Annotated in this window: 18 protein-coding genes; 5 read left to right on the forward strand and 13 right to left on the reverse strand. The window is 47.2% G+C overall.

Features of this window, described 5'->3' with window-relative positions:
• Nucleotides 1-82 precede the first annotated feature (82 nt).
• Together FD09_RS02490 and FD09_RS02495 are read left to right on the forward strand one after the other, a co-directional pair.
• Nucleotides 83-352: a hypothetical protein gene (locus FD09_RS02490; protein WP_057817977.1), complete on the forward strand. Its 270-nt coding sequence runs from the start codon at nt 83-85 to the stop codon at nt 350-352.
• A gap of 98 nt (nt 353-450) precedes the next feature.
• Nucleotides 451-795, forward strand: coding sequence for an inorganic pyrophosphatase (locus FD09_RS02495; RefSeq protein WP_235812197.1), 345 nt, complete (start codon nt 451-453; stop codon nt 793-795).
• Between the two features lie 474 nt (nt 796-1,269).
• Here FD09_RS02495 and FD09_RS02500 read toward each other — a convergent pair whose 3' ends face one another.
• Entirely contained in the window at nt 1,270-1,767 is a 498-nt protein-coding gene (locus FD09_RS02500; protein WP_057817979.1) for an NUDIX hydrolase, read from the reverse strand.
• Between the two features lie 108 nt (nt 1,768-1,875).
• Between FD09_RS02500 and FD09_RS02505 the strand changes: the two genes are divergently transcribed.
• Both FD09_RS02505 and FD09_RS02510 read left to right on the forward strand, forming a co-directional pair.
• A complete protein-coding gene (locus FD09_RS02505) occupies nt 1,876-2,355 on the forward strand; it encodes a hypothetical protein (RefSeq protein WP_057817981.1) in 480 nt (159 codons plus the stop codon).
• 18 nt (nt 2,356-2,373) lie between these two features.
• Nucleotides 2,374-3,135 (forward strand): DUF6681 family protein, encoded by a 762-nt coding sequence (locus tag FD09_RS02510; protein ID WP_057817983.1) that lies wholly within the window; start codon nt 2,374-2,376, stop codon nt 3,133-3,135.
• A 68-nt stretch (nt 3,136-3,203) separates the two neighbouring features.
• Here the strand turns inward: FD09_RS02510 and FD09_RS02515 are convergent, their stop codons facing one another.
• Together FD09_RS02515 and FD09_RS02520 are read right to left on the reverse strand one after the other, a co-directional pair.
• The gene (locus FD09_RS02515) at nt 3,204-4,307 is read right to left on the reverse strand and encodes an LCP family glycopolymer transferase (RefSeq protein WP_083487460.1); all 1,104 of its coding nucleotides are present in this window, start codon (nt 4,305-4,307) and stop codon (nt 3,204-3,206) included.
• Between the two features lie 132 nt (nt 4,308-4,439).
• A complete protein-coding gene (locus tag FD09_RS02520; RefSeq protein WP_057817985.1) occupies nt 4,440-5,357 on the reverse strand; it encodes a 1,4-dihydroxy-2-naphthoate polyprenyltransferase in 918 nt (305 codons plus the stop codon).
• A gap of 94 nt (nt 5,358-5,451) precedes the next feature.
• Here FD09_RS02520 and FD09_RS02525 point away from each other — a divergent pair, with 94 nt between their 5' ends.
• A complete protein-coding gene (locus FD09_RS02525; RefSeq protein ID WP_057817987.1) occupies nt 5,452-6,438 on the forward strand; it encodes a polyprenyl synthetase family protein in 987 nt (328 codons plus the stop codon).
• On the opposite strand, the gene cydC is transcribed toward FD09_RS02525, so the two are convergent.
• From cydC to pflA, 10 genes are all read right to left on the reverse strand, one after another.
• Nucleotides 6,418-8,202: a thiol reductant ABC exporter subunit CydC gene (gene cydC / locus FD09_RS02530; RefSeq protein WP_057817989.1), complete on the reverse strand. Its 1,785-nt coding sequence runs from the start codon at nt 8,200-8,202 to the stop codon at nt 6,418-6,420. The two genes, FD09_RS02525 and cydC, sit on opposite strands and share 21 nt — an antisense overlap.
• Nucleotides 8,183-9,934, reverse strand: a complete 1,752-nt coding sequence (gene cydD, locus FD09_RS02535; RefSeq protein ID WP_057817991.1) for a thiol reductant ABC exporter subunit CydD — start codon at nt 9,932-9,934, stop codon at nt 8,183-8,185. The genes cydC and cydD overlap by 20 nt, the downstream gene beginning before the upstream one ends.
• A 27-nt stretch (nt 9,935-9,961) precedes the next feature.
• Complete coding sequence (cydB, locus tag FD09_RS02540) at nt 9,962-10,987, reverse strand: cytochrome d ubiquinol oxidase subunit II (RefSeq protein WP_057817993.1); 1,026 nt, start codon at nt 10,985-10,987, stop codon at nt 9,962-9,964.
• Nucleotides 10,984-12,429 (reverse strand): cytochrome ubiquinol oxidase subunit I, encoded by a 1,446-nt coding sequence (locus tag FD09_RS02545; RefSeq protein ID WP_057817995.1) that lies wholly within the window; start codon nt 12,427-12,429, stop codon nt 10,984-10,986. The genes cydB and FD09_RS02545 overlap by 4 nt, the downstream gene beginning before the upstream one ends.
• Nucleotides 12,430-12,532: 103 nt before the next feature.
• Complete coding sequence (locus FD09_RS02550; RefSeq protein ID WP_057817997.1) at nt 12,533-13,708, reverse strand: NAD(P)/FAD-dependent oxidoreductase; 1,176 nt, start codon at nt 13,706-13,708, stop codon at nt 12,533-12,535.
• Nucleotides 13,709-13,862: 154 nt separating this feature from the next.
• Nucleotides 13,863-14,231, reverse strand: coding sequence for an ASCH domain-containing protein (locus tag FD09_RS02555; RefSeq protein ID WP_057817999.1), 369 nt, complete (start codon nt 14,229-14,231; stop codon nt 13,863-13,865).
• A gap of 4 nt (nt 14,232-14,235) precedes the next feature.
• Entirely contained in the window at nt 14,236-15,171 is a 936-nt protein-coding gene (locus FD09_RS02560) for a manganese-dependent inorganic pyrophosphatase (protein WP_057818001.1), read from the reverse strand.
• 46 nt (nt 15,172-15,217) lie between these two features.
• Entirely contained in the window at nt 15,218-16,162 is a 945-nt protein-coding gene (locus FD09_RS02565; RefSeq protein ID WP_057818003.1) for a LysR family transcriptional regulator, read from the reverse strand.
• A gap of 20 nt (nt 16,163-16,182) precedes the next feature.
• The gene (locus FD09_RS02570) at nt 16,183-17,403 is read right to left on the reverse strand and encodes a DUF2075 domain-containing protein (RefSeq protein WP_057818005.1); all 1,221 of its coding nucleotides are present in this window, start codon (nt 17,401-17,403) and stop codon (nt 16,183-16,185) included.
• Nucleotides 17,404-17,507: 104 nt separating this feature from the next.
• Nucleotides 17,508-18,302, reverse strand: a complete 795-nt coding sequence (gene pflA, locus FD09_RS02575) for a pyruvate formate-lyase-activating protein (RefSeq protein WP_157053664.1) — start codon at nt 18,300-18,302, stop codon at nt 17,508-17,510.
• Between the last annotated feature and the right edge of the window lie 86 nt (nt 18,303-18,388).

The raw sequence follows: 18,388 nt of genomic DNA on the forward strand, positions 1-18,388 counted from the left end.
CGTTGTTTTCGTTGGTGAGATCTTGGCAACCACCCTGTGTGCCGGTTATAATAGACGGACAGAAAGGCAGGGTGGTTTTATTATGGATTTAATCGCAAGTGCCATGCCATTGGCCAGGGAGCACTCACTGGGCGGTGCCATCGCCATTGGGGCCGTTGTCGCGATCATCATTATCCTGTACTTGATCATCAAGTTATTCGGGGCTATTTTGCGACATCCGTTCATCAGTATTTTGCTTTTTGCTGTGGGTGGGCTCACGATTTTTAAATTTGCATTGACGGGCATCCTGGTAGTCGGCGCTGCAGCTGCAGTAGGTGTCGGTGCGTTGTGGTTGAAACTCGATGACCAGTAGTTAGGCCGGCGTGCCAATGCTGTGCAATCTCCGATTGCTCCGCATTGGCACTATATTCTTAATACAGACAGTAAGACAGACAGAAAGAAGGGAAAGAATTGGCTGCACCGATGATTATCGGATTGCATGTGCAAGTGGTGATTGATCGGCCCCTGGGCAGTATTCATCCTGAACATCCGACAATTCAGTATCCAGTGAATTACGGTTATGTACCGGGAATTATTGGTGGTGATGGTGAGCGGCAGGACGTTTATGTATTTGATATGAACGAACCGGTTAAACAGATGACTGGGTTTGTCATTGGAATAATTCATCGCCGCAATGACAGTGAAGATAAATGGATCGTGACCCCAAAATTTCGGTTGATCACAGTTGATGAAATTCGACGACGAACGCACTTTCAAGAAAAATATTTTGACGATGAGATTTGGTTGCTGAATTGACGGTGACGTGATGGTGTCCAAAAATGGAATAACTGTTTTTTTGAGGGCACATTGGAACAGAAGAACATGTTTTAAACGGAGGGGAGTGGTCAGCACTGTCTAAATTGATATTCTAGTTAACATAATGTATATTATGGGAAGCCAATATTTTCTCCAAATCCAGTGCTGCTGGTCCCAATCTCTCAAAAACTTGGTTTTCCGGTATTCATCAGGTGCTGTTGAATCTGTTGAATATGGTTTGATTGCTGGATCATGGCGCCAACTAAAATGGCTGATCATGGATTTCCGTAAAACAAAGAATCAAAACTCATTCCGTGAATTAATGCTGAGATGTCGTTTCTGCGGCATGGTAGATGATTACTGATTGATAAGTGATCAGCTGACGTGTTAGAAACCGAATCCGCAGATTAGTTTGCCACATCAATATTTTTCGTCACATTCTGATCACGAACCTAACGTCTATTCATGCTACGCTTAATATACAGGTGTTGTTAAAACTGTCCAGTGCGTAAAATTTTGTTCAGTCGCATCGAATTGACCATTTTGAATGATCGTCTGAGCGGCTTTAACCACTAATGGTGAACATGTGGTTAACGAAATTTGATCCAATGGCAACCATAATGCACCCAAGGCGTCTTGACCGGCAAATTGCGCGACATTATCAGCAATTTGGCCCGTATAACTGTCAATCCAATTGAAGACGCATAAATGCTGATTCCAGTGCCATTGTTGATAGTCCCAGGGATAGCGAAATCCCGTAATTCCCAGCTGATGAAAGCGTTTTACAGAAAGAGATGTCTCTTCTTTGATTTCACGTTGCAAAGTCTGCTGTAATTCTTCGCCATTTTCTGGGGTCCCACCTGGTAAATCATATCGATTACGATAGGGTCCCCCTGTTTTTTTAATGACTGCCAGCTGTTGAGCCTTAGTAATGATGCCATAGACACCAAACGCTTCATGAAACTTCTCCATTTTTTATCGCCCTGCCCTTCAATATTTACGCATACTTAATTACCAAAACCGTGATTTAGCGGTATTCTTAGCCTTGAAAGCATTTTGTATTAAGGAGAATCGGAACCCATGGATAAACGAATACCCCCGCTTTTACGGCCTGGGGCCATTGTGGCCATCATCATCTTGGTCGCTGGGACTAATATTTGGGTGGCGAATACCACCCCGACGACCAATCCAGCCCGAGTGGAACGAAAGAGTTCCAGCAGCTCGGCCAGCACCTCATCGGCGCCGAGTGGTAAAAAGCCGAATACGCCCAGCAGTTCTTCAGTAGCACCTGAGTCAAGCAGTGCCAGCAACGATAATGATAATAACGATCAAAGCAGCAGTCAATCGGCCAGTACATCTAGTAATGATAATTCTGATCAAAGCAGCGCTGATAATTCCAGTTCATCCACGGAGACATCTTCATCATCGAGTAGTCAAAACGATGAATCGACATCCAGCAGCAATAATCAGGATAACACCAGCCAAGGCACCACCACCGGCACGAATAAAGGTGGTACTGATAATACCACCGGTAAAGCGACTGCTGGCAGCAACTCATGATGAAAGGAGCACCGATACATGCTGACAATTCTTGACACGATCACCCATATTTTAGGATACTTCAACATCAACAGTCGTCCGTTGAACCAAGCATACACTATTGCGGCGCTGGCCGGTGACGGTTATCTGGCTTATATTGCGGTATTGGCCTTTCATAATGGCTGGTACGCACGAGGGGCAATTTATGCCGCGATCTTTCTGATTTTACTTTATTTCATTTACTTAAATATCGTGTACTATTTTACGAAGAAAAAGGCGAAATTCGATATTTCGCCAAAAGTAGCCAAAGTACTGGGAACACCGGAAGCAGCTCAGGTGAGCACGTCACATACTGGTGTCGGTGTCGCCAGTAATGGCATCTTTGATCCATCCCAAACATTACCGGCCCACATTACTGCCAATGCAGACGAAGAAGCCTTCTTTCAACAACTAATGGCGCATCTTAGTCAGGATCAGCTGCTCAAGGAACTGCCGGTAAATCAAGCGGGACATCGCTCTATCCCCTACTTTGATTTGGCGCCGACTACCAATGGCCAATTGCAAGTGGTGGCGGGGACCAATGCCCTCACGGCTAAACCCATCGGGGTCATTGATCGAATCGGGTTTGGTGATGCGGCTGGGTTAACGGCGGATTACCAGTTTGCGTTAGCTGAATTGTCCATTCCGGAAGAGAAAAAGGATCATCCGGAGACAGTGCAACTGCCAGAATTGATTATTCGGGTGGCTTACAACAAACAACCATTGTCCCGTACCGATCGTCGTACCCACGATCACCATTAATCTGCCAGAGTGCAAAACGAGGATCATAGTCGTCATTATGACGACTATGATTCTCGTTTTGTTAACCGCTAATTATTGCTTGTTCCCGTTTGGGGAAAGAATTGATAGGTGTATTGGTTCGCATCAGTATTCCAGTCAAAATTAGTTTGCAGTTTGTTTTGCCGGGTTTCTTCATTGTCTAAGGTTTCTTTGTCCAAACCCAATGCCGCCCTGCTTTGATCAGAAATACGCTGCAAGTCATCCGTCGGGGCAACAACATAAGCAATTTGCTGGTCATTTTGGGTAATGAACGCCCCCTTGGCCTTCAAAGAGTCCTGTTTAATGGTTTTGAGTGCGCCACGATAGTTTTGGTACATGGTCATCAGCTGACCGAGTTTAATGTTTGTTTTCACCGAATCACTGACTGCATCCAGAATGCTTTGGACGCGCGTTAAACTGTTCAAGGAGATGACTTTACCGACGACTGCGCTAATTACCTGTTGCTGACGTTTTTGCCGACCAAAATCGCCGCTGTTGTCTTCTTTACGCATCCGCGAATAGGCTAACGCCATATCGCCACTGAGATGCATCTTTCCCTTCGTAAAATGCTGATTACCAGTTTCGGTACTCGTGAAAGAGAATGGGACATCCACGTCCACACCACCCACGGCATCTACCATTTTCTTCAGACCGGCCATATCAATGAGTGCATAATAGTTAATCGGCACATTGAATAGCTTCTCCACAGTCTCCATCGCCATCGTCGCTCCGCCGATGTTGAAAGCGGAATTGATCTTTTGGTATGTAAACTCTTTAGTCCCAATGATTTGTACTGCCGTATCTCGGGGAATAGACACCATCGTTGTTTTTTTGCTTTGCGGATCAACAGTGGTTAAAATCATCGTATCGGAATTACCGCGATAACCATCGCGTCCATCCGTCCCAGTATCGGCTCCAAGAAAAAGCACTGAAAAAGGTTTTTGTTGGGATAAATCAACTACGGGCAACTTTTTCTTCGTTGGTACATAGGTTTTATCCGCGGTATTTTTAACCTCTGTTGCGAGTTTTACCCCATAGGCTGTTCCAGCAGCGATGAAGAGCACTGCAATCAGGAGAATAATCTTCCAAATTTTGTTTTTCTTCCCCCGGTTCGGATCGCGCCGACTAGGAATTGGCTCGTTATTTTGGTCCATTGATCAAAATCACCTTCATTGACTGAGTTGCGCGAAATCTGCGCCGTTAGAGTAATCTTACCATATTTTGGAAATCAAGCCGATTAATCTGTGTTATTGAAACACAACTGCAAAGAAGACGCATTAGCGCATTTAAAAATGGAGAAAAACGCCTGCAGCAGTGGCCAATGTGACACATAACGAGATGATTGCCAGGTTTTGGACGGCAAAGTGAAAACTTGGTTTCTTTTCTGGGCGCGCGGCAAACTGACGACAATTGTTGACGACCTTTGGCAGACACACAAACGCCAACAAACTGAGAACGGGTAAATAGTGCAGGATCACTGCAGTCACCAAACCCATTCCGGCGGCAGTATACAGACCGTACCACATGATCAAACCGCCTCGCTGGCCAATGTAGGACACAATGGTGTGCCGTTTTAAGGTGAGATCCTCTTGCCAATCGGCGATGTTATTGGCCAACAGCAACGCCCCGATGGCGAAGGCCAAGGGACTGCTGACCAGTAGGATACCGCCAATCGTCTTTCCGGTCAGCGTGACTGCTGCACCCGCACCGACATAGACTGTGATCACTAAAATCATTGTGCCCATCGTAAATCCGCTAAAAAACTCACCCACTGGCAAACTGGCGATTGGCCAAGGCCCCGCAGCATAAAGGATACCCACTAAGAAGCAGAAGAGACCCATCCACAAAAGCGGCCAACCCGTTTTGGCGACGAGCCAAATTCCAAGCCCCGCAGCGATTGTGACTAACCCCACCGTTAACCACCCTACGCGACGTAAAGAGAGGTGGCGAGTACCAATGACGTTCGTTTCCAAACGAAATTTCTCCGCGCCGTTATGCAATGCGCGCCGATAGTCTTGATAGTTGTCATTGGCATCAACAGCCATGTTAAACAGGAAGGCTGCGATGATAAAGATTAACCAATTCCACCAGTCGAGCGGTATATCCGGAACATTCCATAGACAGTACAAAATTCCCATTAGAAAGGGAAAAAATGACGCCGTTTTTGCTTTTATTTCCACTAATTCGAAAAATGCTTCCAACATGAGTCCTCCAATGATTGGGTATGTCTATTCTCGACAGGGTTCCTGTCTTTCGGTATAGTGAGTATATTCGAGTAAGGAACCGAGGAAAAATGTAATGAAGATGAATCAAGGGATTAAGGCAATTAATTTTGGCCCCATCGCGCCCGCCTTGGCTGCTGTCAAAGCAGAACTGCAGGCGCAACAGCTGCCAGTACCTCTTTACGCCGCGGATTATAAAAGGGCGCTGGGGACGACGGGAAAAATGTGGCGAGCTGCCATGACTATCCTCTTTGCTAAACTGGCTCAAGCCGAACCGACAGTCTTGTCCAAGCAGGTTATTTCTGGCGCTGCGGCGATTGAAATACTGCATCTAGCAACCTTGATTCATGATGATGTGTTAGACGAAGCGCCCATTCGTCGACACCAGCCTACTCTGCAGATGCACCACGGCAATCATGCTGCGATCTATCTTGGGGATGAATTACTAGCACGATATTTTCGGTTAGTCACTGAAATTGCCCCAGATATCGCATTCGCCCAATACCACGCCCGGGTGATGCAGCGGATATTGACTGGTGAACTGCAACAAGCTGCCGACGCCTATTCGTTAACAGCGGATGTGAGTGATTACATTGCCACGGTCCGTGGGAAAACGGGAGCCCTTTTTGGTTTAGCGGCCTGCACTGGGGAATGGCTGGCAACTGGAACTGCGCCAACAAACCAGTATGCCACAATCTTCGGGGAAAATATGGGAATTGCTTTTCAAATTTTGGATGATATCGATGATTTCCGCTTGCGCCAGGATTCAGGCAAACCCAAGCTCAGTGATTTAAGCTCCGGCGTATACACGTTACCCTTACGGATCGGTATGCAGGGATACCCGACACTCACCTCATTGTTGCGCAATCAGGCCCCTGTGCGGGATATTCTCGTCTTTTTACAGGGCCATCCCGACATCCAGAATGAGACAGTTCGTGTGGCGGAATCGTTTTTGGCAACGGCCCAAGAGGCCCTCACAGCACTACCGGATCAACCTGCGCGCAGGCCCCTCGTCCAAATCACCGAATACTTGGCCACTACTTTACAAAGCGCCCACATCTAACTGATACAGCTGTTGGAAGCGAGCATTGTCACGATAAAGGTCAGCTGGTTTGCCAGCCATGGTGATCTTGCCATTGGTGAGAAAAATCGCCTGGTCAGCCGTTTCTAATCCCTGTAAATGGTGCGTGACCCAGATTAAGGTTCGGTTGCGACTCACCTGCATCACCATTTGCATTAACGCCTGTTCTGTCACTGGATCAAGACCGATCGTCGGTTCATCCAGCAGCAGAATGGGTGTTTTTTTGAGCAGAATGCGGGCTAATGCCAAGCGCTGCTGCTGACCGCCAGAAAAGCGCTGCCCCGATTCGGTCACAGGGGTACCCAGGCCATCAGGTAACTGCTGGACGAGAGATCCCAACCCGACATCATCCAGCACGGTCATGATCTGCTTATCACTGGCAGCGGGTGCGCCCAGGCGAATATTGTCACGAATTGTGGTATTGAACAGAAATGGGGCTTGATTCAAGTACCCAAACAAAGTGGGACGTTCATCTTGCAATGCAGCGACTGGGATGTCATTGACAGTAATTGTACCCGCTTGTGGGATTAAATCCCCCAGTAATAACTGGAGAATCGTCGTTTTACCCTCACCACTCGGGCCCAAAATGGCCACTTTTTCACCCGCATGAATCGTCAAACTGAAGTCATCCAACAATTGCGGTTGATCCGGTCCATAGGCAAAGGAGACGTGGTCAAAACGAATTGTCTCAATGGGGGTGGTCAATGGCTGCTGGGCTACAGGTGTTGGCTGATGCTGAGTCACTGAGGCTGTTAAAGCATTCAAATGGGCTAATGAATCAGAATACAGTGGCACTTCGGCCATAGCTTGCGCCACCGGTAAGAAACAATCGATCAAGGGAAATAAGGACAATACAACTGCGGCCGCGTAGTTGGCCAACTGTTTCGAGGTGCCTAGGAAATGTTGACTCCCGATGATTAATCCAATCGCTAAAACGCCAAATAGAACTTGAATACCAAAATTACGCCACCGTTGGAACCTTTCTTGGTCTGCCACGCTTTGCTGATTAACGGCCGCGTCTTTAGCACCGGCCGTGATAAATGCGTCCTTTCGATGGGTAATGACCCAGTCCGCCAAGCCTAAATAGTGTTCCGTCACGGTCGTGTATTCATGGGCTTTATGCTGTTTCTGCAGTTGATAACCGCTGGCGGCTACCCGCAGGGAAAATAGTGGGGTCACAATCAACACCAATGCTAAGACACATGCGACTAAGATTGTCCCAGTCCAAGTAAAAATGCCTACAGCGATGGTCACGACTAGCCACACCAAGTAAGCCACTACGGTTGGGAAGATACTGCGCAAATAAAAGTTTTCTAAGTGATCTAAGTCATCAGCCAGTAAGCCAAAAATTTGACCCGTTTTTTGGTGTTCCTGTAAAAATGCGGCATCTTTTTCTAACGTCTGATAGAGCTGGACCCGTAATTTAGAGACCACTCCGAGCACCCAATTATGACTATTGATTCGTTCCAAATATTTAAAGGTAGGCCGGCCAATCCCAAATGCCCGAGTGAGAACCACCGGGACATATACAGCTAGAATGTTATAGGGATGGGTGGCTGATTTACTGATTAAATAGCCGGAGGTAAACATCAAGGCGGCGGCACAGACAAAGGTGATCAGACCGACTAAAAAGATGATCGCCAATAAACCCTTGTTTTGCTTCAAGAAAGGCCAAAACCAATGATCGTCGTGCCAGGCGTGAATATAATCCCGCAGCCGAACGGATTTATGCTTTGAATCGTGCATGCTGTTTTCCCCCCATTTCTGCAATTAAATGATCCAGTGCCCCACCCTGCCCGCGCAATTGGGAAAGCGTTCCCTGCTCGCTGATGCGACCATGTTCCAGAACAATGATCTGGTCCATGTCTGGTAGCCAGTGTAACCGGTGGGTGGCAAAAATCACTAAATGATCGTGCATGATCGGCAGCAGTGTTTGTTTTAGATCGTACTCTGTCTCAATATCCAAATGGGCAGTGGGTTCATCAAACAGCAAAATACGCCGCTGACGGTCAACCAATACCCGGGCCAGAGCAATCCGCTGTGCTTGCCCCCCGCTGATCCCCCGGTTGCCCTCACCGATCATTGTAGCCAATCCTTCAGGGAGTTCGTTTAACCAATCCGTTAAGCCGGCACCGGCCGCAGCTTGCTGAACAGCGTCAGGTGTTGCCTGGGGGACATAGAAACGAATGTTGTCGGCAATTGTTGCCGAGAAAATGTACGGCGCTTGGGGAATGTAACTAATCTGATCCTGCCATGCCGGTGTGTTAAAACCATTCAAAGAATGATCATCCAACATGATTCGACTGCCAGCGGCAGGTTGATTAAACCCGGCCAACAAGTTAAGCAATGTGGATTTTCCTGACCCTGAACGACCAACAACGGCAATTTTTTCCATACCTTGGGCGTGGATCTGAATGTCTGTCAGGGCGTTGATCCCCTTTGCCGCATCCGCATACCGAAAATTCACGTGATCCAGTTGTAAGGTACTATCCGGTCGCCACCCCGCCCATGAAATGGTGGGTTGACTGCTTGGTAAAGGCTCGGCCAATACATTATTGACCTGGGCCAACGCGTTTTTACCATTCAGTGTGGCATGATAGTCGTCACCAAATTGCCGAATAGGTAAAAAGAATTCGGGCGCTAAAATCAAACTGACCAGTGCCGGATACAGGACGATTCCCCCATCAATCAACCGATAGCCGAGAAAAACGGCAATGATCGCAATGGCCAATGTGGTGAAAAAGTCGAGGGCGAAAGTCGATGTCAAAGCCACTTTGATCACGCTCATTGTTTTTTTGCGGAAACGTTCGCTGACGGAATAAATGTCCTTTTCGTAGTCTTTGGCCACTCCCAGCATCTTTAATGTCGACAATCCTAAAATGGTGTCCACAAAGGTGTTGTTCAAATGGGTAAAATCGGCATACTGCTGATTAGATTTTGCTCGGGCAGCAAGGCCTAGAATTGCCATGAAGAAAAAGATCAACGGCAACATGATGAATAATACCAAACCGCTTAACCAATTCTCATAGGTGACGTAAATTAAGGTCAACAATGGGACAAAAACCATATCCGTCATTTTGGGCAGGACGGTTTGAATGTACGTTTTCACTTCATCCAACCCATCAATCAGGACTGTCACAATGGAGCCGGTCCCATGACGATGTAAATATGCCGGACCTAACCCGAATAGATGCGCTTGTAATACTGGCCGCAGGCGCGTAACGTTGGCATCCGCATAATGGGTAGCGACTTGGTTCTTCGCCACATCCATTAACTGACGTAAAATAAAAGCACTAAAAAAAACCAGCATTGGTTTCCACAATGCTGATAATTTTTGTAACTGCCAAATCGCTACGAGCGCCCTTGATAATCCCACTGCTTGCCCGACGATGGCCACCGCTTGCACGAATGACAACACCGCTAATAAAAGCATTTTCTGGCGAATGTGGGGAAATTTCAAAAGGCTCTTGTCGATCACAGTAAGACTCCTTTAATTGTTAATCGGTTAATAACCACTTTCACCCGTGGAAATATCCTGTGCGGATAAACGCTTGCGCTGGATGTAATAGCTCCAGATAAGGTAGATCAAAACAACTGGCAAAAGACATACCAGAACAATGGTCATGATGGACAATGTCTTGGGCGAAGCTGCTGCATCCTTGATCAACATGCTGTATTTCGGGTTGGTGGCAATCAACACGCGGGGGAACAGGCCATTAAAGATGAACGCAATCACGCCAGCCAATGTGATCCCCGTGGCAATAAAGGCAATACCGCCGCGAACATGGGTTGCAGCCCAGTGCCCCGCCACTGTCGCGAGTAAAATCACCACAGTAATCAACCAGGTTGAAATGGGCCGTGCCCGATAAAAGTCTGTTTGGAAGAATGCTAACAGGACGAAGACAATCAGTGCCGGATAAGCGATCCAGTAAACTTTACTGGATACATGCAGCATCCGCCGTGAATCATCTGCAGGCAGTTTCAAGCTCAGAAAATGCAAACCATGTAAGAAGGAGAAATACACAGTCGCAATACCGCCGACGATCGAAAGCCAATTGCAGACTTGCCAAAAGTTAGCCCAGATATTCCCCTGGGCATCCATCGGTACACCCTGGATTAAACTTGTCAACATCATTCCTAGAAAGAATGGCGCTAACAGACTGCCGCAAAAGTTTGCCCACTGCCAGACATTCAGTTCCTTTGGTGTCTGGGCATGACTCGCAAATTCAAATGAGACACCCCGCAGGATCAAAGCAACCAGCGTTAAGAACAAGAGAATGTAATAACCAGAGAACAAACTGGCATACCATAACGGAAATGACGCAAACATCGCCCCGCCGGCGGTAATCAGCCAAACTTCGTTGCCATCCCAATGGGGCCCAATCGCCCGCATATAAAGGGAACGTTCAGCTGGGGTTTTCGCGATCAAACGTGTTGCCATCCCCACACCGAAATCAAAACCATCCAGAAACAGGAAAATGGCAAACAGTAAGGCGATTACGCCATACCACAATAATTGTAAGATACTCATGCGCCATACGCCTCCTTTGCTGCCGTGTGACCCTGAGCAGGCTGCTTAGCACTTGGCACCGGGGCATCGTCTTCTGGACCTTGATGCAATGTCCGGCGTGCGTAAAAGATCATGACGCCACCAGTCATGCAGAACAGTAAGAAGTAAACAATATTCGTGAACCACAATTGCCCGGCAGTCACAGTGGGTGAAACTGCGTCAGCAATCGTCTGCAGTCCATAAACGACCCACGGATAACGGCCCAACTCAGTAATTAACCAACCACCAGTAGTCCCGACAAATGGCAGATACGTACAAATACCCAAAATCCATAAGAACCAGCGTTTATCAGCCAAAGTGTCCTTTTTAACCCGACTCCAAATCAAAGCCAAGAAGGTCAGCAACGCGGTCAATACGCCCGCTAAAGCCATAAACCGGAAACTCCAGAATAGTGTCTTCACCGGGACATAGTAGTTCATGTCGCTGCCAAATTTTTTATCGTACTTGGCGTGCAGTTCCTTGTTAATCGTGTTCATACCTTTAACGGAACCAGACGTGGAATGATATGACAGGAGCGATAATAAATACGGGATCTCAATACTGCCGGTGACCTTTTTATCCTTGGTATTAATCAGCGCCACGGCTTGCCAAGGCGCGGGACTCTTGGTATCTTCATAGATCGCCTCAGTGGCCGCGAACTTCATCGGTTGATCATTGATGATGAACCGGGTTTGGATATCACCAGCACCGATTGTTAATAGTGAACCAACCAAGGCCAACCATGCGCCAACTTTAACGGACTTTGTAAAGAAGGTCCGGTGCTGTTTACGCAGCAAGCCAAACGCACTCATGCCGACAACGACCATGCCACCAGTCATTACTGCCGCGAAGATAACATGGGGAAATTCCACCCATAGCTGCGGGTTAGTGACGACGGCCATGAAACTGGTTAAACGCACATGACCGGTTTGGGTGTTGATCTCAAAACCAGTCGGATGCTGCATGAAACTATTGGCAGCCAGAATCCAAATAGCCGAAAGTGTGGAACCCAACCACGTGAGCCAGATGAATATGACGTGGACGCCCGGTTTGAACCGATCCCAAGTAAACATCCACACCCCAATGAATGTGGATTCCATAAAGAATGCCAACAAGGCCTCAATGGCCAATGGCGCACCAAAAATGTCACCCATGAACCGAGAATAATTAGACCAGTTCATCCCAAACTGGAATTCCTGGATAATCCCGGTGACAACGCCAACGGCAAAGCTTAATAGGAATATCTTGCCCCAAAACCTTGCCATCCGCTTGTACAATGGGTTCTTATTTTTGACGTAAATTGTTTCCATGATTGCTACTGCAAGTGCCAATCCAATAGATAATGGCACAAAGAAAAAGTGGAAAACTGTGGTCATCGCAAATTGAAAACGCGACAAATCCAACACACTAGCAGCCCATATCATGAATATCCCCCCTTTAACTAACGGCACAGGCCAACACTTAAGGCAGAGGTACTGAATTTTTCCAACCCACTGTGCTTGAGTCGCCCTGTGTCATTCAACTTTTTTAGTTACTTTCAAGCATTGTTTTAATATCGGACAGTTCCAATACGGAGCGGTCGTTCACCAATTTTTTGATTGGTCCGACCACATGGCCCTTCAACTTCCAGTGACCCATCATGAAAATCTCCGCGACCCCATTGGTCGGTCCCAGTGAGCACACGGTCCCCAGACTATGAAATTTAAAGTCCGTTAATGATCGTCCGGCAACTAACGCCCGAATGTTTCTCGCGGCAACATCAGCCTGAGCTATGGCAATCTGACCGGTGGTCGGATACATCCGGCCGGTATCCGGATCAGGAACCGCCGAGACATCACCAATCACAAATTCGTTGGGATGGTCCTTCACCGAAAGGTTGTTTTGCACAACCACCCGGTTTCGTTTCTGATCATATCCAGAATCCGCGATGACGTGACTGCCTTTGACACCCGTTGTCCAAATAATCGTATTAGCCTTGAATGAGCTCTCTTTACTTTCGACGACTCCCGGATTAATTGCGGTAATAGGCGTGCTGGTATGGAAAGTGACGCCATGGGATTCCAAATAATGGACAGCATAATCTGCCAAATCCTGTGAAAACATGGGCAGCACTTTCGGCATCGCTTCGATACAATCAATCTTGATTTGGTCAGCAGGCAAATGGTACTGATTAATCAACGCAGGCAAGTGATAAACCAAATCACCTAAGTATTCGATACTGGTAAAACCAGCACCACACACGATGATGCGCAAATCATTCGGGTCATGACTCTCATTAAAGTGCGCCAATGTTTTTTCGAGATGTTCCCGCGCGGCTAGAGCCGTTGGAATGTCGATCAACGGCAACCCATTTTCCTCCGCACCGGGAATGCCGAATGTTTCCGACTCAAAGCCCAAACTATTAACAAGATAATCGTAAGACAACGGCTCGTGATGGGCGAGTTCAACTTGCTGCTTTTCACGGTCTACCTTGACCACCTCGTCAATGATCAGATCCACATTTTTCGGCAATGCCTGGCGCAAAGAAAATGTGATATCTGCTGGTTCCCTCGTTCCAACTGCCACCTCATGTAGTTGCGTTGATTCATAATGATACGCGTTTTTATTAACAACAGTGACAGTCAGTTGTGGCGAATGTTTGGCCAATAGTTTAGCGGTCCGTAATCCCGCATAACCAGCCCCCAAAATCAACACACTAGCCATTCACATTACTCCTTTCTGACAAACGATTAAGCACAACTTAATGGTAGCACGCCTAAGCGGTAAAACCTAGGGAAAACGGCTCCAGAAACATACTTTCATACGTTGTTTGCAAAAAAAATACCGTTACTGGCAACCAGTAGCGGCAAAAACATGATTATTCTGGCTTCACAACATCCAAGGTGAAGAATACGACACCATGCTTGGCCTCATCCGCTGGTGAGTATATGGTATACATCGCATTCACCATCTCGCGAACGCTGGTACCGGCCGGCGAACCCACGGCAACTGGCGGAAAATGCCGCAAACCTTCTTCAAAAGTATCAAAATCATTGATATCGGTTACGACTGCCAGTGTCTCCTCGTCTGACTGACTGGGCTTTGCTGGGGTGGGGATAAAGTGAATAATATCCGTGGGTTGGACCTGGTCCACGTCCTGACTGCGTAACCGAATTTCGACGGTTTTGGAACCCGCTTTCAGTAAATCGTATTGATCGCGATTGAGGTGCATTGACCATTGCTGCATTGGATTAACCTCCAAAAGCCTCTGTTAACGGCGGTACCACTTGCTTCTTACGTGACACCACACCTGGCAGTGCGGCGGTGTCATCCGTGAGCGTCGTCTTAAAGGCCTTTGCGAAGGTTGCTTTAGCCGCGTCGTTGCCCACCACGATTGCCAGTGTATCAGAGTTCAAAATATTCGTGACCATGACAACGAAAAGATCGTAAGCATCCTTCTTTGCTTCAGTCGCCATCGCATCCTTGAACTCTGGGATCCGCGGTTTCACATCAGCCAAGTCTACGGTGTTCACTTGGGCGATCCGAATATTTTGACCGTTCATCGTGAAGCTCTTGGCGTCTTCATCAATTAGGTTCGCAGCCGGCTTGTCCGCAATATTCGTTCCCGCTTTTAACATTGCCAGACCATATTGTTCAGGGTCCACACCGGCCAGTTCAGCTAAAGCAGCCAACGCATGGCAATCCTTGTCGGTGGTCGTCGGCGATTTAAGCAACAATGTATCAGAGATAATGGCAGATGCCATCAACCCGGCAATATCCTTGGGAATCGCGACTTCCGCTTGTTGATATTCTGCGTAAACAATCGTGCTGACACAACCTACTGGTTCTGCGTGATAATACAGTGGTTGAGCAGTATTAAAATCATGAATCCGGTGGTGATCAATCACGTGGGTGACGGTTACTTTAGCAATATCTGGAGCAGATTGCTGCGGCTCATTGTGATCTACCAGCATGACCTTATCGACTTCATTAGCCACCGTTTTAACGACCCGCGGTGCATCGTGATGGAAATAATTCAAAGCATATCGGGTTTCATCGTTAGGTTCGCCCAACGCCACGGCCTCTGTGTCATACCCCTTTTGTTTCATCAAATACGCATATGCAATTGCTGCGGCAATTGCATCGGTATCCGGGTTTTGATGTCCAAAAACAAGTTCTTTTGCCATTATTCAGCCTCCATCAATGGTTATTTCTCATTCAGTATAACACGCCTTAATCCGCATCGCCCAATTGTAACCGACTCTGGTAATCCCTTTCTTGCAGATACCGATGCCATTCCTGCATGAAGGTATGAATTCGGGGAATGGCAATTTTCTCTCGCCGATACACAAACGATAGATCGAGTACTTGTCTGGGTGAAAAAGACGCGGTTTTGAGTCGCGGATCATGGTGCATGCTCAAGAAACTTTCAGGGAGTGCACTATAATAACCGCGCCGGGCTGCAATCCGAAAGATTTGATCCGGCATCATCATGGTCACCACAACATCTGGAGAATCGATTAATTCATTACGGAATAATTCTGTTAGACGACTGTTAATGTAAAATTCCCGCGGATAACTCACCCATCGCCGCTGGGGAACATCCTGCACAGCCACTTCATCCCCTAAATCCTGATCAGTGGGATAAATTAACCGCAGCTCATCGGCCGTGATGGTTTCCGACCGATAAAGATGCCAGTTTTTGATGTTTTCATCCGGTAAATACATCACTGCCAAATCAATTTGGTTATTCTCTAATCGCTCCCAAATTTCCCGCCGATTCAGCAATGATAAGTCAATAGTGACATCATCATGCTGCCCCAAATAAGTGGCCACAAATCGTTCAAACACGGATGTCTCTGCGGATGATAAAATACCGAGGGCGATATGGCCGCGTTGCGGTTGAGTAAATTGTTGAATCTGATCGGCGGCATTATTTAAAATGTCGTTGATCTGCGTCGCCGCGGTCTGCAAAGCATTTCCCGCCTCGGACAAGTAAATCTTTTTACCCACCGAATAAAAAAGTGGCGCGCCAAATTGCTTTTCTAGCTTCTTGATCTGTTGCGTTAAGGCCGGTTGAGAAATGCCTAAGTTTTGGGCAGTCTGAGTATAATTCAGTGTTTGACTCAACTGGATAAAGTAACGCAATGACTTTGGGGTCAATTGCTCATTGGCCATCCCATTGTCCTCCTTGTTTATTATGGTCGCCCACTTTCCTGAGCGGCTTCAATTAAAGCCTGGCGCAGGTTGGGATCTGTTGCGTAGATACCAACTCCTAATCGTCCACGTTTCAACAAGACGTTCAATGAATTGCGAATGATTTGCGTTTTGGCCTGGGCCAAATCAGGAATATCGGAACGGTTTTTGAATGCTTCTGTATCCTGGTATTGATCGAGATGAATCTGCAGTTTCTGGGTGTGTGGATCATAACCGATTGCTGGTCCCAAAACAATTCCGGCATAATTTAAATCAAACCCTTGAATCGTATAGATTGAACCCACTTCATTAATTGTTTTTGGTAATTGCGCCCAGGGCGTACTTGTCATATTAATCTTGTCCCACGGTAACCGCAGTGAACCAGCATGGACATACCACGTCTTGTTGCCAAAAACGGTAAAAGGAAAATCCGCGGTGGCCAACATCCGGGCCAAGCCGTGACGCTGATTAACCATCCGAACATGTTGGTAAAGCGGTGTACCATCGGTATAAACATGGAAATCATAGTGGTCAGTGGCTGGTATCGGTAAAATCTGGCCAGCAGTAAACGCATTGATCCAGTCTGCGACGGTTTGAGCGCCCTTGATCCGAAACTGATGACTCAGATCAAAGATTTGATGGGGATAGTGGTCGATAACCGCATGCAGTCTGGGCCAGTCCCAATAACTCTTTAATTTCAATACTTGATGCGGATCAAAGACCAGGACTACCACTCGACTGTGACGGATAATCTCGGTCAACTGATTGTGCTGATCAAATCGATTGAATCGATCTGGCTGAGTAAGCAGCAGATGCGCCTCGTCTACGAAAGTGATGTCGTTGCGGACACCTGTCTTTGCATGGTCATTAATAAAAGGCGTCGGTTTCGCGAAGTCCTTTTTGTGTAAAACGGTATCTGCACCAGCGACCTCTTGGTAAATCTTCAACATCTCCTGATGGTTCACCAACAAGTTGTTTTGGCTGCCCGCTAAGAATCCGCTCTTCTGCCGGGCCAACCGTTGAATGTGACTGAAAGTCCGGGCAATCGCAGCACTTTTTCCCGTACCGGCGTCACCCGTTAACACGAATACAGCGTGTTCATCATGATGCCAGTGGTCCTTGATGAATTGCATGATGGCCCGATTGAGTCGCTCTTGGTCGGCTGAGTAATCATCTTGGTCAGTTAATAAAAATGTGGCAGCACTGAGTTGTTGATTGTTCATGATACTTCGCCTTCTTTCGCACTCACAATCTATTTTACACGATTGCCCGGACAGCTGTATACAAAAACCCCACCTGCATACAGGTGGGGCAATTCAGTCTGAGATTAACTCGCATATCCGCGATAAGCGACTGTATCTAGAAGCCTTTCAGCATTCTTAACTCGATCGGCGGATGGTGGTTCGATTCCCTCCAACGGATAATCAATTCCCAGTTCAGTGTATTTCTTGACACCCATCGTATGGTAAGGCAATACTTCCACCTTATCAATGGCATTCAAGGTGTGAATATAGTGTCCGAGATCCCGCAAATAATCATCGTAATCGGTCCGTTCCGGCACCAGAACGTGGCGGATCCACATGTGGTAATTATGTTCAGACATGTATTGGATCATGGCCAAGACGGTCTCGTTATTAAAGCCTGTCAACCGTCTGTGCTGTTCTGAATCAATGTGCTTGATGTCCACCAAGGATACGTCAGTCACTTTCATTAATTCAGCAAATTTGCTGAAGAATGGTTCCTTATAGGTAAACGGCTGACCACAGGTATCTAGACACGTGTTAATGCCCATAGTCTTGGCTTTCTTGAACAGTGCTAAGACGAAGTCGATTTGAACCAGTGCCTCACCACCGGACACGGTAATCCCACCCTTTTTGCCCCAAAAGGCCTTGTAACGAATGGCATCGTTGAGAATTTCATCTACGGTCATCTCATCACCGACACCAATATTCCAAGTGTCTGGGTTATGACAGAATTCGCAACGCATCCGACATCCCTGGAGGAAGACAACGTAACGAATACCTGGGCCATCAACTGAACCAAAAGTTTCAATGGAATGCACAAACCCCACTAAGGGTTTCTTTGTTTGTACGCGTTCAATGGTGGCTGTATGATTGCCCATCATCATCACTCCTATCTCGTGAAAGCTGATCTCACCTGGTAAAGGCGCGTATCACAGGCACACGCCCTTACCAGGTAAGAAAGGAA

Source organism: Schleiferilactobacillus perolens DSM 12744 (genome assembly GCF_001435585.1).
GTDB classification, from domain to species: Bacteria; Bacillota; Bacilli; order Lactobacillales; family Lactobacillaceae; genus Schleiferilactobacillus; species Schleiferilactobacillus perolens.

Excerpts from the sequence above, each read along its gene's own strand:
- FD09_RS02490 (WP_057817977.1), top strand. The coding sequence starts at position 83 with ATGGATTTAATCGCAAGTGCCATGCCATTGGCCAGGGAGCACTCACTG.
- FD09_RS02500 (WP_057817979.1), bottom strand. The coding sequence starts at position 1,767 with ATGGAGAAGTTTCATGAAGCGTTTGGTGTCTATGGCATCATTACTAAG.
- FD09_RS02505 (WP_057817981.1), top strand. The coding sequence starts at position 1,876 with ATGGATAAACGAATACCCCCGCTTTTACGGCCTGGGGCCATTGTGGCC.
- FD09_RS02510 (WP_057817983.1), top strand. The coding sequence starts at position 2,374 with ATGCTGACAATTCTTGACACGATCACCCATATTTTAGGATACTTCAAC.
- FD09_RS02515 (WP_083487460.1), bottom strand. The coding sequence starts at position 4,307 with ATGGACCAAAATAACGAGCCAATTCCTAGTCGGCGCGATCCGAACCGG.
- FD09_RS02520 (WP_057817985.1), bottom strand. The coding sequence starts at position 5,357 with ATGTTGGAAGCATTTTTCGAATTAGTGGAAATAAAAGCAAAAACGGCG.
- FD09_RS02525 (WP_057817987.1), top strand. The coding sequence starts at position 5,452 with ATGAAGATGAATCAAGGGATTAAGGCAATTAATTTTGGCCCCATCGCG.
- cydC (WP_057817989.1), bottom strand. The coding sequence starts at position 8,202 with ATGCACGATTCAAAGCATAAATCCGTTCGGCTGCGGGATTATATTCAC.
- cydB (WP_057817993.1), bottom strand. The coding sequence starts at position 10,987 with ATGAGTATCTTACAATTATTGTGGTATGGCGTAATCGCCTTACTGTTT.
- FD09_RS02545 (WP_057817995.1), bottom strand. The coding sequence starts at position 12,429 with ATGATATGGGCTGCTAGTGTGTTGGATTTGTCGCGTTTTCAATTTGCG.
- FD09_RS02550 (WP_057817997.1), bottom strand. The coding sequence starts at position 13,708 with ATGGCTAGTGTGTTGATTTTGGGGGCTGGTTATGCGGGATTACGGACC.
- FD09_RS02555 (WP_057817999.1), bottom strand. The coding sequence starts at position 14,231 with ATGCAGCAATGGTCAATGCACCTCAATCGCGATCAATACGATTTACTG.
- FD09_RS02560 (WP_057818001.1), bottom strand. The coding sequence starts at position 15,171 with ATGGCAAAAGAACTTGTTTTTGGACATCAAAACCCGGATACCGATGCA.
- FD09_RS02565 (WP_057818003.1), bottom strand. The coding sequence starts at position 16,162 with ATGGCCAATGAGCAATTGACCCCAAAGTCATTGCGTTACTTTATCCAG.
- FD09_RS02570 (WP_057818005.1), bottom strand. The coding sequence starts at position 17,403 with ATGAACAATCAACAACTCAGTGCTGCCACATTTTTATTAACTGACCAA.
- pflA (WP_157053664.1), bottom strand. The coding sequence starts at position 18,302 with ATGGGCAATCATACAGCCACCATTGAACGCGTACAAACAAAGAAACCC.